At 64.7% G+C, this 16,192-nt stretch carries 12 protein-coding genes; 11 read left to right on the top strand and 1 reads right to left on the bottom strand.

Annotated features, from left to right (window positions below):
* The first annotated feature begins 42 nt into the window (after positions 1-42).
* The 9 genes from GQY20_RS18015 (at position 43) to GQY20_RS18055 (ending at position 9,431) form a co-directional block, all read left to right on the top strand.
* Positions 43-918, top strand: a complete 876-nt coding sequence (locus GQY20_RS18015) for a hypothetical protein (protein WP_157218510.1) — start codon at positions 43-45, stop codon at positions 916-918.
* Entirely contained in the window at positions 918-2,132 is a 1,215-nt protein-coding gene (locus GQY20_RS18020; RefSeq protein ID WP_157218511.1) for a glycosyltransferase family 4 protein, read from the top strand. Before GQY20_RS18015 ends, GQY20_RS18020 begins: the two co-directional genes overlap by 1 nt.
* Positions 2,113-3,726 (top strand): glycosyltransferase family 39 protein, encoded by a 1,614-nt coding sequence (locus GQY20_RS18025; RefSeq protein WP_157218512.1) that lies wholly within the window; start codon positions 2,113-2,115, stop codon positions 3,724-3,726. The genes GQY20_RS18020 and GQY20_RS18025 overlap by 20 nt, the downstream gene beginning before the upstream one ends.
* Before the next feature lie 186 nt (positions 3,727-3,912).
* On the top strand, positions 3,913-4,722 hold the full coding sequence (gene rfbF / locus GQY20_RS18030; RefSeq protein WP_157218513.1) for a glucose-1-phosphate cytidylyltransferase: 810 nt from the start codon (positions 3,913-3,915) through the stop codon (positions 4,720-4,722).
* A complete protein-coding gene (gene rfbG / locus GQY20_RS18035; RefSeq protein WP_198351044.1) occupies positions 4,715-5,845 on the top strand; it encodes a CDP-glucose 4,6-dehydratase in 1,131 nt (376 codons plus the stop codon). Before rfbF ends, rfbG begins: the two co-directional genes overlap by 8 nt.
* Entirely contained in the window at positions 5,836-7,056 is a 1,221-nt protein-coding gene (locus GQY20_RS18040; RefSeq protein ID WP_157218514.1) for a DegT/DnrJ/EryC1/StrS family aminotransferase, read from the top strand. Before rfbG ends, GQY20_RS18040 begins: the two co-directional genes overlap by 10 nt.
* A gap of 1 nt (position 7,057) precedes the next feature.
* Positions 7,058-8,008: an NAD-dependent epimerase/dehydratase family protein gene (locus GQY20_RS18045; protein WP_157218515.1), complete on the top strand. Its 951-nt coding sequence runs from the start codon at positions 7,058-7,060 to the stop codon at positions 8,006-8,008.
* Complete coding sequence (locus GQY20_RS18050) at positions 8,005-9,015, top strand: glycosyltransferase family 2 protein (RefSeq protein WP_157218516.1); 1,011 nt, start codon at positions 8,005-8,007, stop codon at positions 9,013-9,015. Before GQY20_RS18045 ends, GQY20_RS18050 begins: the two co-directional genes overlap by 4 nt.
* Before the next feature lie 5 nt (positions 9,016-9,020).
* Positions 9,021-9,431 carry a GtrA family protein gene (locus GQY20_RS18055; protein ID WP_232476146.1) on the top strand — a complete coding sequence of 137 codons (411 nt, stop codon included), beginning with the start codon at positions 9,021-9,023 and terminating at the stop codon, positions 9,429-9,431.
* Here the strand turns inward: GQY20_RS18055 and GQY20_RS18060 are convergent.
* Positions 9,421-13,953 (bottom strand): beta strand repeat-containing protein, encoded by a 4,533-nt coding sequence (locus GQY20_RS18060; protein WP_157218518.1) that lies wholly within the window; start codon positions 13,951-13,953, stop codon positions 9,421-9,423. The two genes, GQY20_RS18055 and GQY20_RS18060, sit on opposite strands and share 11 nt — an antisense overlap.
* A gap of 286 nt (positions 13,954-14,239) precedes the next feature.
* Here GQY20_RS18060 and GQY20_RS18065 point away from each other — a divergent pair, with 286 nt between their 5' ends.
* Positions 14,240-15,592 carry a UDP-glucose dehydrogenase family protein gene (locus tag GQY20_RS18065; protein WP_157218519.1) on the top strand — a complete coding sequence of 451 codons (1,353 nt, stop codon included), beginning with the start codon at positions 14,240-14,242 and terminating at the stop codon, positions 15,590-15,592.
* A 120-nt stretch (positions 15,593-15,712) separates the two neighbouring features.
* Positions 15,713-16,192, top strand: coding sequence for a hypothetical protein (locus tag GQY20_RS32205; protein ID WP_198351045.1), 480 nt, complete (start codon positions 15,713-15,715; stop codon positions 16,190-16,192).

Raw genomic sequence — 16,192 nt, forward strand, 5'->3', positions numbered from 1 at the left:
GCCCGGTGCAGGCAGTATGATGGCCTCGACAAGGGGGCGTTGATGACCATCACCGCAAGCAGATTTTTCTCCACCGATCCCGGTCAATTGACCCCGGAAGTGGAAGATCGGTTCTTCACTGCGCTGAAGACCGGAAACAACACGTTCAAACGTACGGCGAGCGATCGCTTCGAAAGACTCGACGAACGCTGCGCGCAGCGTTTCCGGAAGACAGGCACCGTACTCCGCGAAGTGCTGGACATCGGCATTTCGTCCGGCGCCACGACCCTGGCGCTGAGCGAGTGCCTGAACCGTGCCGGCCAGAACCCGCGCATCACGGGAACGGACCTGTCGCTCACCGCCTATCTGCTGCCTGTCGGCGGCGGAATGCAGGTGCTCGTCGACGAGCAGGGCAATCCGATGCAATATGAGATGTTCGGCAGGGCGCTGCGCGCCTGGACGCGCCGGGCGGATTATTTCACCGGGATGATCGGGGTCCACGGCCTGCTGCGTATGGCGACGAGGGGCGCGATCCGCCGGCAACTCGAACGTGGCGACCGCGAGGGGCATGCGGTGCGCCTGCTGACCCCTCGGCTTCTCCGCCATCCGGATATCTCGATCGAAAAGAACGACATCTTTCAGCGCACCGAGCATTTCGAGAGCCGGTTCGATTTCATCCGGGCGGCGAACATCCTCAACCGCGGCTATTTCGACGAAGCGGCGCTGCGGCTCGCGCTCACCAACGTCGCGCGCTATCTGGCAGGGCCGGGCGCGTGGCTGCTCGTCGGGCGAACGAGCCGCAGCGGCACGGCGTCGACATTGTTTCGCGTGGCGCCGGACGGAAGGCGCTTTGTCCTCGTCGAACGATCCGCCGGCGGTTCCGAAATCGAACGGCTCGTGCTGTCGACCCCCGTGCCGCCGGCCGCGGCTGCGGCGTGATGGCGAGCCGGGTCTGTTTTCCCTTCGTCGGCTCGGATGTCGGCGGAAGCCACGTCTCGGCAGCGGGCCTGATCCGTCATCTCGATCCGTCCCGCTTCGAGCCGATCGTGCTTCTACAGCATGGCCGCGGGCGGATCGCGGAATTGTTCGATGACGCCGGAATTGCCTATCGCGCCGCCCCGATCACGGCCGAATTGGTGCATGGCCAACCCGTCAGGCCGGTTTCGGCGCTGAAGCTGATGACCGCGGCACCGCGCCTCGCGCGCTTTCTGCGCAATTGGAAGGTAGACATCCTCCATTGCAACGACGGGCGGACGCTGGCGACCTGGGCGCTGGCGGCGCGTATCGCGGGCGTGAAGCTGCTCTGGCATCATCGCGGCTCGCCGCGGGCGATGGGGCTGCGCCTGCTGGCGCCGGCGATCGCGGACAAGGTGGTGACCGTCTCGAAATTCGCGGCCCCGCGCCCGGGCTGGTATTCGGCCGCACCGCGCACCAGCGTGATCCACAGCCCATTCGATACCGCGATCGAGATGGACCGCCGTTCAGCGCACGAGGCGCTGCTCGGCCTCCTGCCGCGGGTGCGGCCCGACACGCGCATCGTCGGTTTCTTCGGTGCGTTGATCGATCGCAAGCGCCCGCTGCTGTTCGTCGACGCCATCGCTGCCATGCGCCGCGCCACGCCTTCGGAGGACGTACGCGGCGTGATCTTCGGCCAATCCTTCGACGGCATGGAAATGCGGGTCGCGGAGCGCGCCGCGGCGTTGGGAGTCGGAGATGCCGTGCATGTCCTCGGCCATCGCAGCCCAGGGCCCTTCTGGCTGGCGGGCTGCGATCTCCTGATGGTGCCGGCGGTGGACGAGCCGTTCGGACGCACGCTGGTCGAGGCGATGCTGGTCGGAACGCCGGTCGTCGCCACCGCGTCCGGCGGAAATATCGAGGCGATCGATCATGATCGCACCGGCCTGCTCGTGCCTGCCGAAAATGCGGAGGCGCTCGGGGCAGCCTGCCTCGCCCTCATCGCCAATCCGACGCGATGGTCCCGCCTTGCGGTAGCCGCGCGCGCCGACGCGCAATCGCGCTTCGGCGAGGCGCGGCATGCCGAAGCGATCATGTCGGTCTACGCCGACATGCTGGCCGGCGCGATCGCCGCAGACTCTCATGGTGGCCAAGTGTCGCCGGCAAGGAGCCACGTCAATGACAGCCATTTCCAGTGAGACGGTGCTTCGCACGTCGCCATCCCGTCCGGCGTCGAACGCCGCTCTCGTGCAGACGATCGCGCGCTGCGCGGCGCTGAGCCTCGTCATCGGCCTGTTCGGCCGGATCATGACCTTTCCGCTCAATCATGACGAGCAGATCCATGTCGTGGCCGCCCGGCTGTTCCTGCGCCAGCCGCTCTACGAAGCGCTCGGATATAATCATCTCCCCGGGCTCCCGCTGCTGCTGGGGGGTTTCTATGCGTTGAGCGGGACCGATCATTTCCTCCAGGCAGGCCGCCTGCTGATCTTCCTGTGCTGGCTCGCGACCTTGCTGCTCACCTGGGTCGTCGCCTTGCATCACACGGGCGACAGGCGCATCGGAGTCGCGGCTGTGCTGCTCCTTGCCGCAGGGGCGCTGCTCGGACCGGCGGGCATGCTCGTCACCAATAATTTCCTTCCCATCCCCTTCGCGCTGCTCGGCATCCATCTGTTGATCGTCGCGCTCGAAGGCGATGGGGTGCGTCCGTCGCTGATATTCTCGGCCGGCATCGCCATCGGCTTCGCAGTGATCCTCAAGATCAGCTACGTTTTTCTCGTGCCCCCGATCCTGCTGGCAGCGCTGGTGGCGAAGGAGGGGCTGAGCGTCCCTATCCGTCTGCGCGAGATCCTGTTGCCCCTTGCGGTCGGTGGACTGATCGGCGGGCTGCCCGGTTTCATTGTGCTCTTCAGCGATCCGGCGGGCCTCTACGCACACACGGTACGCTATTTCACCGGGGGGCATCTCGCTTATTGGCAGCAGTCGACTGATCCCAAGGCGATGTCGCTGGCAGCGAAGATGCTGGTGGCGGAGGGCGTGTGGTTTGCCGGCGGCGGCCTGCTGACCACCGTCCTCGTCGTCAGCGTCGGGCTCATCCTGCGGCGGACAAATCCGGCCGCGATGCGCTGGTGGCCGATCCCTTTTGTCGCCCTGATCGCGCTGTTCGCGGCGGCCGGTTCCTTCGCGCCGACACCCGCCTTCCCCCAATATTATGAGCCGCCGCTGCCTTTCGCGATCCTGCTGTTCATCCTCATGTTCCGTCAGCTGGATGAAAGCGGCCGGCGCACCGTGCGCCTGATCGCGGCTGCGGCCGGAGCCGCGGCGCTGCTGATCATCGTGCCGCGGGTGCTGCCGAATATTCCGGATGCGGTGCGGCCGTCGGTATGGACGGGAAACATACTGCATAATCAGGGCAAGCATATTCGCAGCCTGCTTCCCGACGCGGCGGCAACCGGCAAGGTGGCGACGCTCGCGCCGATCGTCGTGGTGGAAGGCGGCATGCCCATCTATCGCGAATTCGCCGCGGGTCCGTTCGTCTATCGTGTGGCGGACTATCTTTCGCAGGCCGACCGGCGTCATTTCACGACGACGTCGCCGAGCGATCTCGCCCGGTTCCTCGATGCCGATCCGCCAGCCGCGGTGATCACCGGGCGCGAGCCCGCGCTCGATCCGGCGTTCGTCGAATTCGCCCGGTCCCGCGGCTATCGCCAGGTGGACACTGGCGATCCCAGGACCTCGCTTTTCGTCCGGCCGCTCGTCGCGGCGAGCCGGCCGGCATCCAGGACGGCCGCCTGACAGGCGGAAAGAAGTGTCCTTTCACGGCGACGAAGGTCTAATTCTTTAGAGAGGTGTTGCGCTCGATGGGGTTGTGGCCGCTCCCGATTGGCTGCTGGTCTAATGCCACTGCGCCCGCCGGTCGTCGCCGAGTTTCGGTATCATTCACGACAATCCGGAATCTCCAGATTATTGGGGGGAGTAGCGATGAAAACGGTTCTGCTGGCGGGTGGATTGGGCTCTCGCCTTTCCGAAGAGACGGTACGTATTCCGAAGCCGATGGTCGAAGTCAGCGGCAGACCGATCATGCTCCACGTGATGGATATATACAGCCATTGGGGGCACAATGATTTCATCATCGCCTGTGGCTACAAATGCATGACGATGAAGGCATTCTTCAACAACATGCATCTCCTCAACAATGATTTCACCATCCGGATCGATACTGGCCGCGTGGAGCTGAAGCCGAGCCGCAACGTCGAATGGAACGTATCGGTGGTCGATACCGGCGAACTCACCATGACCGGCGGTCGCCTCAAGCGACTGCGCGACTGGATCGGGGACCAGACCTTCATGGTCACTTATGCCGATGGCGTCGGCAATGTCGATATCGAGGCGCTGCTCGATCTTCATCGCTCGCATGGCGGCCTCGCCACGGTTACTGCGGTGCAGCCACCGGCCCGTTTCGGTAGCCTCGAGCTGGAGGGCAACCGCGTCGCCCGTTTCGCGGAGAAGGTCACCAGCTACGAGACCTGGATCAATGGCGGCTTCTTCGTCTTCGAACCGGGCGTCTTCGACTATCTCGATGGCGATCATGAGCCGCTCGAGCAGGCGCCGCTCGCCCGCCTGGCGCAGGACGGGCAACTCTTCGCGTATGAGCATCGCGGCTTCTGGCATCCGATGGATACGGTGCGCGATCGCGAGCAGCTCGAGCGGCTCTGTGCCGGTACGCCGCCTTGGCTGAGCTTCGAGCGCGAGGCCAGTGTCGCCGCCGCCCGGCCGATGATCTATGCCTGAGGCGGCTTGGGACGACGCGCGCCTGGGGGATGCGCTGGCCGGCAAGCGTGTGCTGGTGACGGGACATAGCGGCTTCAAGGGAGGATGGCTCTGCCTCTGGCTGGAGGCGCTCGGTGCAGAGGTCGTCGGCGTGTCGCTGCCGCCGCCGTCGGGGCTGACCTTCTACGACGCGGTCGGCCTTGGCGAGCTGGTCGACAGCCGCTTCGCCGATATCCGCGATGCCGGCGCGCTGGCGGAGGCGACGCGCGGCATCGATGCGGAGCTCGTGCTGCATCTCGCGGCCGAGCCGATCGTGCGCCGCTCGCACCGCTTTCCGGCCGAAACCTTCGCCACCAACGTGACCGGTACCGCCCATATTCTCGACATTGCCCGGGCAATGCCCTCGCTGCGCGCGGTGATCGTCGTGACGAGCGACAAATGCTATGACAATCGCGAGTGGGACTGGCCCTATCGCGAGACGGACCGTCTCGGCGGCGGCGATCCGTACAGCGCCTCGAAGGCCTGTACGGAAATCGTCGCGGATTGCTATAGGCGGACCTGGTTCCGTGATCCGGCAGGGCCGCGTCTCGCCACGGTGCGCGCGGGTAATGTCATCGGCGGCGGCGATTGGGCGGAGGACCGGCTGGTTCCGGACATCGTGCGTGCCGCCAGCGGCGGCCCGGCGCTGATCCTGCGCAATCCGCGCAGCATCCGGCCGTGGCAGCATGTTCTCGAGCCGCTTTCCGGCTATTTGCTGCTCGCCGCGCGGTTGATGCAGGACGATGGCGCGCGGTTCGCGGACGCCTGGAATTTCGGGCCTTCGAGCGACGGCGCGATCGACGTTGAGACGCTGGCCAGGGCCATCATGGCGGCGTCCCCGGCGCTCGATCTGCCGATCCGCTTCGGCGGGGGCGGGGATGACTGTCGCGAGGCGGTCATGCTGCGTCTCGACAGCAGCAAGGCCCATCATGAACTCGGCTGGCGGCCCCGGTTATCGAGCCGCGCCATGCTCGGTTTCACCGCAGACTGGTATGCCGCCCACTTGCGCGGCGATGCCGACATGCGTGCCGCCAGCCGAGACCAGCTGAACGCCTATTCGGCGCTGCAATCGTCCAATCAGGGGGAGCTTCTTCAATGCGGGTGAATTACGGACAGAGCGTACATGGAGAAGCGGAGATCGAGGCGGTCACCGCCGCCCTGCGCAGCTCCACCCAGATGGGAAAGAATGTCCGTGCGATGGAGGAGCGCGTCGCCGCGCTGTTCGACAAGACGCACGGCATCATGGTCAATTCGGGGTCCTCGGCCAATTATCTGGCGATGGAGCTGCTTGGCCTGCCCGCGGGCAGCGAGGTGATCACGCCGGCGCTCACCTTCGCGACCACCGTCGCGCCGATCGTGCGGCAGGGGCTCGTCCCGGCCTTCGTCGATGCCGCGGAGGCGACCTATAATATCGATGCCGAAGCGATCGAGGCGATGATCGGGCCGAAGACGCGCGCGATGATGATCCCCTCGCTGATCGGCAATCTGCCCGATTGGGATCGCATCCGCCAGATCGCCGACGCGCACGGCCTGATGGTGATCGAGGACAGCGCCGACACGCTCGGTGCGACGCTCGGAGGCCGCAGTACCGGCTCCCGGTCCGATATCAGCACGACCAGCTTCTATGGTTCGCACGTGATCAATGCCGCGGGAAATGGCGGCATGCTCTGCGTGCGCGACGATGAGCTCGCCCGCCGTGCACGGCTGTTGCGATCCTGGGGACGGACCTCGTCCTTGTTCGTCGAATCCGAATCCATCGAAACCCGGTTCGACGTCGATATCGACGGCATCGAATATGATGCCAAGTTCATGTTCGAGGCGCTCGGTTACAATCTCGAGCCATCGGAAATGGGTGCGGCATTCGGACTCGTCCAGCTCGATAGGCTGCAGACCAACATAGAGTGTCGCATCGCGAACTTCGCACGCCAGCGCGACTTTTTCGAGCAATATGAGGATTGGTTCCTGTTGCCGCGGGAATTGGAGGGTGCGCGCACCGGCTGGCTGGCCTTCCCGCTCACCTTGCGGGATACGGCACCCTTCACCCGGCGCGAAATGCAGATCTGGATGGAGAGCAACGACATCCAGACACGTCCCGTCTTCACCGGCAACATCGCGCGCCAGCCGGCGATGAAGGGCATAGCGTTCCGCCAGCCGGAGGCGGGGTGCCCGGTTGCCGATGCTGTGATGCGCGGCGGGATCCTGCTCGCCTGCCATCACGGTCTCGACGATGCGCAGATCGATCATATGCACGCCACCTTCCGGGCCTTCGCGAACCGGTGGGCCGAACGGCCCCTCCTGCGCGCCGCCGTGGCGTGACATGGCCGGCGCGGCACGCATCCTGATCACCGGCGGCACCGGTTTCATCGGGTCGCATCTCGTCCGCCGCTGCGTGGCGGAGGGGCATGAGGTGCATGTGCTTCTGCGCCCGTCCAGCGCGGCCGTCCGGCTGGAGCCGATAGGCTCTGCGGTCACGCTCCATCGGCTGTCGCTGTCGGACGGGGCGGCGGTCCGCGCCTGCCTCGCGGCGGTGCGGCCGACCGGGATCTTCCATCTCGTCGGCAACACCGCCAGCCGCCACGATCCGACGCTCGCGCAGAGCAGGGAATCGCTGGAAAGCCTCACCGATTTCCTGAGCTTGGTCGAAGCGGCCGCCGGGATGGAGGTACCCCCGCGTCTGTTCCTGCGGACCGGATCGATCGCTGAATATGGCGCGGCAGCGCTGCCTTTCTACGAGGAGCAGCGCGAACGCCCGGAAACGGGTTATGCGGCCTCGCTGGTGGCGGCCACCCACTATGCCCAGGCGATCGCGCCGCGGCTTCCCTTTCCGCTGGTCACCGCGCGTCTCGCGCTCGTCTACGGCCCCGGTCAGGCGTCGGACTTTCTCGTGCCGTCGATCATCGAGGCCTGCGTGGCCAATCGCCCGATATCGCTCAGGCGTCCCAAGGATCGACGGGATCTCATCCATGTCGACGATGTCGTCGAGGTCTTGACCGGCCTCGCTCGGGAGATGCCGGCGGATTGCCCGGTCATCAACATCGGCTCGGGTTACGACGTCAGCGTCGAGGCGCTGGCCGAAACCATTGCCGATCTCGCCGGATGCAGTCTGCGATTGCTGGCCGGCGGCGACGATTATGAGCCGGTGACGTTGCGCTTGTCGATCGAGCGGCTGCGCAGGGCGACCGGATGGCGTCCCCGCGTTCCGCTGCGCGAAGGGCTGGCGGCGCTCATCGAAGAAGCCCGGCCCAGAATGATGACGGTGGCGGCATGAACATCCTGACCTCGGTTCCGACCCGCGTTTCGATCGTGGTGCCCGCCTATAATGAGGAGGCGACGGTCCAGCGCTGCTACGCGACCATCGTCGATGTCTTCACCGGGCTTCCGGACTATGAGTGCGAGATCATTTTCACCGACAATCATTCCACCGATCGTACCTTTTCGATCCTGCGCACGATCGCCGCGGCGGATCCGCGGGTGCGCGTCATCCGTTTCTCGCGCAACTATGGCTATCAGCGTTCGGTGCTGGTGGGCTATCAGAGCGCGACGGGCGCCTGTGCCATCCAGCTCGATTGCGATCTGCAGGATCCGCCAGAACTGATACCACAGATGCTGGCGCGGTGGCGCGAAGGCCATCAGGTGGTCTACGGCATTCGCCGGTCGTTGCGCGATAGTTGGGCGACGGCGCTGGCGCGGCGCGGTTTCTATCGTTTCATCAATGCGCTCAGCGATGATGACCTGCCCATCGATGCCGGCGAGTTCCGGCTGGTCGATGCGCGTATCCTGCAGGAGCTGAAGCTCGTCCAGGATACCACCCCATATATACGCGGCCTGATCAGCGCGCTCGGTTTCTCCCAGGTCGGCATCGAATATGATCGGGGCGAGCGTATCGCGGGCATGAGCAAATTCTCGCTGAGGCCGATGATTGCACTCGCGGTCGACGGCCTGCTCAATCATTCGCTGGTACCGTTGCGCATCGCGTCCGCGGTCGGCCTTCTGGTCGGCAGCATCACTTTCCTGCTGATCTTCGTCTATCTGCTGTGGCGGCTCACCTTCGGGGCGGCCTGGCCCGCCGGCTTTGCGACGACGACGATATTGATGCTGATGTCGATCACGCTGAATGCTTTGTTTCTCGGCATCATCGGCGAGTATCTCGGCCGGGTCTTCATCCAATCCAAGCAGCGCCCGACACCGGTGGTCGAGGCGATCCTGAACGGGCATAGCGAAAGCCCGCAGGGCTGGCCGCCCGTCCTCGTCATCGGCGAGGGCGCCCGGCATTGAGCCAGGTGCGCGGGCAGGTGCTGCGTTTTCTCGGGTCGGGCGGCTGCGCCACCGCGACCGATGCCCTGCTCTATGCTGCCTTCGTTCATGGCCGGCTTGCGCCGCCGATCGCCAATATCGCATCCTATTCGATCTCGGCGGTCGTGGCCTTTCTGCTCCATCGGCACTGGACCTTCGCGTCCGCGGGCGGGCCGGCTGGCCGCCAGGCGGTGCGTTTCGCGCTGCTCGTGCTGTTCGGCATGACCGTGTCGACCGCCGTGGTGTGGACGTTGACGCCGCTGTTCGGGCCGTTCATCGCCAAGATCGGCGCGATCGGCATCACCGTGACGCTGAATTTCTGCATATCGCGCTGGCTGGTCTTCGCGCCCCGCCGCCTCCCCCTTGAAGATCGGATCTTCGCTCAGGTCAGGCGATGATGGTGAAATGGTCTGCGGTCAGCACCGGCTTGGTGCTGAGCAGCGCGATCTGGATCTGCGCCTGCCCGCCGACGCCATCGGGATCATAATAGAGATTGCCGGTCGATTGCTGGTAGATGATGTGCTGATCCGCGGTCAGCGCCTGGGTGCCGTTGATGAAGGCGCTGGCTGGCAAGCCGCCCGCCGGCAGGTTGGCGAAGGCGGTGAACACGGCCTTGGAAAGCGCCATGATATCCTCGCCCGGGGTGAAATCCTTCACCTTGTCGCGGTCGGCCGACGTGGTCAGGCTGTCGAACACGAACATGTCGTTGCCCGCGCCGCCGGTCAGTTCGTCGGCCCCGGCGCCGCCGATCAGCGTGTCGTTGCCATTGCCGCCCTGCAGGAAGTCGCTGCCGCCTTCGCCGTACAGCGTGTCGTTGCCGTCATTGCCGGTCAGCAGGTCGCCTCCCAGCCCGCCATGCATCTCGTTGTTGCCGGAATTGCCCGTCACCGTGTTGGCGAGGTCATTGCCGACGAAGGACAGGTCCAGCGTCCCCGTCTGGATGAGATTCTCGATATCGGGGCCGAGCGTGTAGCTCACCGAGGCATAGACGGTGTCGGTGCCTTCGCCGGTGTTTTCGATCACCTGGTCGCCGACATTATCGACATAATAGATATCGTTGCCGATACCGCCGGCCAACGTATCCGCGCCGCCCGCGCCATCCAGCGTGTCCGCGCCCGCGCCGCCGTAGATCACGTCGTGGCTGGCATTGCCGGTCAGCACGTCGTTGCCGCCGAGGCCGTTGATCGTCCACAGATCGTTGCTCGACGCGGTGAACACGTTGACGCCATTGTCGCCGGTCCAGCTCTTCGGTTCGGGCAGGTTGTTGATCGCGATGGTGTAGCTGGATTCGACATAGGCGCCGGAACTGTCGGTGGCGCGTGCGACGATCGTCTGGGATTGCGCTGTCTCATAATCGAGCAGCGTCCCGTTGGCGACAGAGATGACGCCGGTATGCGCATCGATGGCGAAACGGCCGCCGGCAGTGTTGGTGAGGCTGTAGGTCAGCGTGTCGCCCCGGTCCACGTCCTGCGCGCTCACCGTGCCGACCACCGTACCGTTGGCTGCATTCTCGTCCACCGCGCTGCCCGCGAGCGTGATGGCGGTCGGCGCGTCGTTGGCGCCGGTGACGGTCAGATAGGCCGTCGCGGTCGAGTTCAGGCCGTCGGAATCGACGATGGTGTAGGTGAAGCTGTCGGTTGCCGTCTGGCCAGCGGCGAGCGATTGGAACAGGCTACCCGGCGCGTAGCTGATGATGCCGTTCGTGATCGAGATCTGCGCGCCGGCCGCGGATGTCGCGGCATTGAGATGGATGGTCAGCGTGTCGCCGAGATCGGGATCGACATCGTTGGCGAGCAGGCTGCTTCCCGGAATCACGCTGCCGTCTTCCGATACGGTGATGTGATCGTCATTGGCTGTCGGCGCATCGTTGACCGGCGCGACGTTGATCGTCACGCGTCCCGTGGCGCTATGGCCATCCGTATCGGTCACCACATAGGTGAACAACGCGGCCCCGCTGAAATTCGCGAAGGGCGTGAAGGTGATCGCGCCATTGGCGTCCAGCGAGACGGTGCCGCCCGAGACGGCGGAGATGCTCTGCAGGGTCAATGGCTGGCCCGCGGCGTCGACATCATTCGCGAGCAGGGTCGCGCCGGAATAGATCGAGACGATATCTTCGGTGCCGGTCAGCGTGTCGGCGGTCGCGACCAGCGGCGGCGGCCCGCCCTGGCTGCCGAGCGGATCGAACAGCTTGAACTTGATCGACGTGCCCGAATCGTCGCCGCCCTGCCCGCTGAAATCGGTCCAGGCGATCGCGAAGCCGCCATGATCATTGCCGATGACGGCAGGATCGGTCTGGCTGCCCAGCGCCTGGGTGTTGACAAGAAATTCGCCGCCGATCTTGGTGCCGTCAGCGGCGAAGATCTGCGCTTTGATGCCGGCCGTGCCCATTTCGGAGCCCTGGCCGCTATAGTCGGCCCAGCTTACGATGAAGCTGCCGTCGGAAAGCGCGGCCACGCTCGGGGCGAGCTGCGCGCCCGCGGTCGTGCTGTTGGCCAGCGTCTCGACGCCCACCTTATTGCCGGCCGCGTCGTAGATCTGGAATTTGATGCCGTAATTGTCGGCATCGCCGCCCTTGCCGCTGGCGTCGGCCCAGGCCACGACGAAGCCGCCAGAGGCGAGGCCGGTGATCGTCTCCTGCTGTTGATTGCTGGCGGTCTGGGTGTTGACGAGGAATTCGCTGCCCACCCTGGCGCCCGACGCATCGTAGATCTGCGCCTTCACGGCGTCCTTGTTGGGATCGCCGCCGATCTGGCTGCTGTCGTGCCAGCTGACGACGAAGCCGCCGCCGGACAGGGATGCGACGACGGGCGTATCCTGTCCGTTGGCGGTGTTGGTGTTGACGAGGAATTCGGAACCGACCTTGGCGCCGGATGCATCGTAAAGCTGCGCCTTGACGCTGGAGACGCTGGTGTCCCCGCCCTGCAGGCTGTTGTCGGTCCAAGTGACGACGAAACCGCCCGACGAGAGCGCCGCGACCGAAGGCATTTTCTGCGCGCCGTCAGTGGTCTGGTTGACGAGGAACTCGGAACCGACGGCAATACCGTTCGCATCGAAGATCTGCGCCTTGATGCCGGAGCTCGAGGGATCGCCGCCGACGCCGCTATTGTCGGTCCATGTGACGACGAAGCCGCCCGAGGCGAGCGCCGCGACGGCCGAGCTGTCCTGGCTGTTCACGGTCTGCGTGTTGACCCGGAATTCGCCACCGATGTCGTTGCCGGCGGAATCGACGATCTGGCCCTTGATGCCATAGCTGCTGGTGTCGCCACCGACACCGCTGCCGTCGCTCCAGGTCAGCAGATAATGGCCGTTCGAGAGGGCGGTGACGGTCGCCTGCTGCTGGTTGCCGGCGATCGCCGTATTGGCCAGCATCTCGGTTCCGCCCGAATAACGGCTTTCGATGACCGAATCCGTGATCGAGATGGTGAACACCTTGTCGAAACTGTTGCCGAACGTATCGGTGGCGCGCACCGTCACGGTGGCGGTCTGCGCTGTTTCATAATCGAGCAGCAGGCTGTTGCCCACTTCCAGCGTGCTGCCGTCGATGGTGAAGGCGCCGCCGGTGGAATCGTCGACGATCTGATAGCTGTAGCTGGCGTTGAGCGCGCCCGTCGCGCCGATGCTGGCAACCGCGGTATGTTCGACCGTGGCTTCCGAAATCACCGTGTTGGAGAGCGTGAGGGCGCTGATCGCCCCCGTCGTCGGCGTGAAGACCTGCGCCTTGATGCCACCGTCCGTGTCGCCGGCGGTGCCGCTATAATCGTTCCAGGCGACCACCAGCGAGCCATTGGCCAGTGCCGTGATGGTCGGCATCTCCTGCGTGCCGTAGATGCTGCTGTTGACCTGGAACTCACTGCCCAGCCTATGGCCGGCATCGTCGAAAACCTGCATCTTGATGCCAAAGCCGCTCGAATCCGTCGAGAGCATGCTGTTGTCGCGCCAGCTCACCGCGAATCCGCCGGCAATGGCGGTCACGATCGGCTGATCCTGCGCATTGAGCTCGGTGGTGTTGACCTGGAATTCTGCGCCAATCTTGCCGCCATTGGCATCGAATATTTGCGCCTTGAGACCCGATCCGCTCGTATCGCCCACGCCGCTCTGGTCGCGCCAGACGACGACGAAGCCGCCATTGTCGAGCGAGGTGATGGTGGGTTGATCCTGTGATCCGGCAATGGTGGAATTCACCAGGAATTCCGCGCCGATCTTCGTACCTGTGGCGGAGAAAAGCTGGGCCTTGATGCCCGGCGCCGCATTGTCGCCGCCTAGCCCGCTGCTGTCGACCCAGGTCGCCACGAAACCGCCCGAGGACAGGCTGGTGAGCGCCGGATAATTCTGCGCGCTGAGCGTTGTCGTGTTGACCAGGAACTCGCTGCCCACCTTGGCGCCATTGGCATCGAAAATCTGGGCGCGCACCCCCGTGCTGTTTGCATCGGGTGCGGTGGCACTGGCATCGACCCAGCTGACGACGAAGCCGCCATTGGCGAGGTTCGTGATGGTCGGCGCGTTCTGGTTGAGGTTGGTCGTCGTATTGACGAGGAATTCGCTGCCGATCTTCGCGCCGCTCGCCGAGAACATCTGCGCCTTGATGCCGAGCTGGCTGGCATCCGGGCCCACGCCGCTGGCGTCGGTCCATGTCACGACGAAGTTGGCGGACGCCAGGGTCGCGACCGATGCCTGGGTCTGCGCTCCGGCGGTCTGGCTATTGACCAGGAACTCGCTGCCGACGAGGCCACCATTGGCATCATAGATCTGCGCCTTGATGCCTGATCCGCTGCTGTCGGCGCCACTGCCGCTCGCGTCGGTCCAGCATAGTACGAAGCCGCCGGTCGCCAGGGCCGTAATGGCGGCGTCGGTCTGTTGACCGGACTTCGTTGTATTGACGAGGAATTCACTCCCGAGAGTGTTATACGCGCCGTTTGACATCTCGATCCCCACAGATAGCCATGGCCAGCAGCGCTCGATCGCTGATGGAGGGATGGCTGCAGCAGAAACCCTAGATCGCCTTCGGTCATGCGAAAACGCATCATGGGGAGTGCCGGCTGTTCATCGGGATAGCAATGGCTATGCTTACGGAGAGTTCTCTTCTTTCGTCCGACCATGATGCCGGTCGATTCGACTTATCCCGAAGGCGCTATCCGGAAGCGCCTTTTTATTGGCTTCGCGCAACACGCTAGTTTTCTTCATCTTCGGCAGATAGGGGGATGAGTTCATGCGTATCGCGATCATCGGAACGGGATATGTCGGCCTGGTGTCCGGCGCCTGCTTTTCCGATTTCGGACATGAGGTGACGTGCGTCGACAAAGATGTCTCGAAGATCGCGGCACTCCGCCATGGTATCATGCCGATCTACGAGCCCGGCCTCGACATGCTCGTCGAAACCAATGTCCGCGCGGGTCGGCTCTCGTTCACGGATGACCTCGCCACTGCCGTCAAAAATGTATCGGCCGTCTTCATAGCCGTAGGCACGCCCTCACGCCGCGGCGACGGCCATGCCGATCTCAGCTACGTCTTCGCCGCCGCACGGGAAGTGGCCGCTGCGCTCGACGGGCCCGCGGTCATCGTCAACAAGTCGACCGTGCCTGTCGGAACCGGCGATGAGGTGGAGCGGATCGTCAGCGAAATCGCTCCCGACAAAGGCATCACCGTCGCGTCCAATCCGGAGTTCCTTCGCGAAGGCGCAGCCCTTAGCGATTTCAAGCGGCCCGACCGGGTGATCGTCGGTGCAGAAGACGAACCCACCCGGTCCGTGCTCGCCGCCATTTATCGGCCGCTATCGCTCAACCAGTCCTCTGCGCTCGTCTTCACCAGCCGGCGTACCGCCGAGCTCATCAAATATGCGGCCAATGCTTTTTTGGCGACCAAGGTCGCCTTCATCAACGAGATTGCGGATCTCTGCGAAGTAGTCGGTGCCGACGTACAGGGCGTATCGCGCGGCATCGGCATGGATAACCGCATCGGCCGCAAGTTCCTTCATGCGGGGCCGGGCTTCGGCGGCTCCTGCTTTCCGAAGGATACCCTGGCCCTGCTCAAGACGGCTGACGACAATGATTCCCCGCTGCGCATCGTCGAGGCGACGGTCGCGGCGAATGAAAGCCGCAAGCGGGCCATGGGACGCAAGATCATCAGGGCGATGGGCGGTCGTGTCAGAGGCAAGACGGTCGGTCTGTTGGGCCTGACGTTCAAGCCCGACACCGATGACATGCGCGACTCGCCAGCCATTCCGATCATTCGGGCGCTGCAGGATGCCGGAGCCATCGTGCGTGCCCATGATCCGGAGGGCATGGAGCAGGCGAAGACGATGCTCAGCGACGTCGATTTCGCGGCAGATCCCTATGCGGTTGCCGATGGAGCGGATGCGCTCGTCATCGTCACGGAATGGGATGCGTTTCGTGCGCTCGATCTGAAACGGATCGCGGCGCTGCTCGCCACGCCGACATTGGTCGATCTGCGCAATGTCTATCCTGCCCGGGAAGCTGTCGCCGCGGGGCTGGAATATGTCGGTGTCGGTATCGGTGATTTCGAGTCGCGGCCGTTCGTCAAAATGGCAGACCCGGTTGCCTGAATGCCGCCATCGGAAAAAAGGATGGCTGAATACTGATGAGGTAGACAATCTGCGCCGATGTCCCGGCCTCTCCTTTATGAATAAGATGATAACTTAAAGCAGCGAAGTGGGAGCGCCGCCATGAAAAGGAAAGTCGGATATGCGTCGATCATCTTAGCCACGCTGATGGTGTCGGCGACATGGCCGGCTATCGCAGATCGCCGCCCGGGCGACCGTGCCGATCGCGCTGCCGTCAGGGTCGAGGGCGGCGCACCTCCGGTCGGCGGCGGCGCAGCGGATCCCGGCCGGTCGTCCGGGGGCAGCGGTGGCGATCCGATCCGTCCCGCGCAGGGCGAGGGCTCGATCCGCGTCGGCGACGGTGCGGGCACAGTGACGAGCCCGATCGAGAATCCGGGCGGTGTGGTGACCAAGGATGGCGATCACCATGCCGGCGGCGATGGCGGCGCCGGCACGGGTTCCAGCGGAGGTGGTGGAGCGGGAGGCGGTACCGGCGGCGGGCATGCGCAAGGCAGCCCGGCGCCGGTTGCTGGCCTGGGCTTCGGCGCCCTGCTGGCGATCGGTTGGGCCTATGGCTTGCTGAGACGCCGCGTTCGGACCTGA

Source organism: Flavisphingomonas formosensis, from assembly GCF_009755815.1.
Classification (GTDB): Bacteria; Pseudomonadota; Alphaproteobacteria; order Sphingomonadales; family Sphingomonadaceae; genus Flavisphingomonas; species Flavisphingomonas formosensis.

Coding starts and splice junctions, on each gene's coding strand:
- GQY20_RS18015 (WP_157218510.1), top strand. CDS start 43: ATGACCATCACCGCAAGCAGATTTTTCTCCACCGATCCCGGTCAATTG.
- GQY20_RS18020 (WP_157218511.1), top strand. CDS start 918: ATGGCGAGCCGGGTCTGTTTTCCCTTCGTCGGCTCGGATGTCGGCGGA.
- GQY20_RS18025 (WP_157218512.1), top strand. CDS start 2,113: ATGACAGCCATTTCCAGTGAGACGGTGCTTCGCACGTCGCCATCCCGT.
- rfbF (WP_157218513.1), top strand. CDS start 3,913: ATGAAAACGGTTCTGCTGGCGGGTGGATTGGGCTCTCGCCTTTCCGAA.
- rfbG (WP_198351044.1), top strand. CDS start 4,715: ATGCCTGAGGCGGCTTGGGACGACGCGCGCCTGGGGGATGCGCTGGCC.
- GQY20_RS18040 (WP_157218514.1), top strand. CDS start 5,836: ATGCGGGTGAATTACGGACAGAGCGTACATGGAGAAGCGGAGATCGAG.
- GQY20_RS18045 (WP_157218515.1), top strand. CDS start 7,058: ATGGCCGGCGCGGCACGCATCCTGATCACCGGCGGCACCGGTTTCATC.
- GQY20_RS18050 (WP_157218516.1), top strand. CDS start 8,005: ATGAACATCCTGACCTCGGTTCCGACCCGCGTTTCGATCGTGGTGCCC.
- GQY20_RS18060 (WP_157218518.1), bottom strand. CDS start 13,953: ATGTCAAACGGCGCGTATAACACTCTCGGGAGTGAATTCCTCGTCAAT.
- GQY20_RS18065 (WP_157218519.1), top strand. CDS start 14,240: ATGCGTATCGCGATCATCGGAACGGGATATGTCGGCCTGGTGTCCGGC.
- GQY20_RS32205 (WP_198351045.1), top strand. CDS start 15,713: ATGAAAAGGAAAGTCGGATATGCGTCGATCATCTTAGCCACGCTGATG.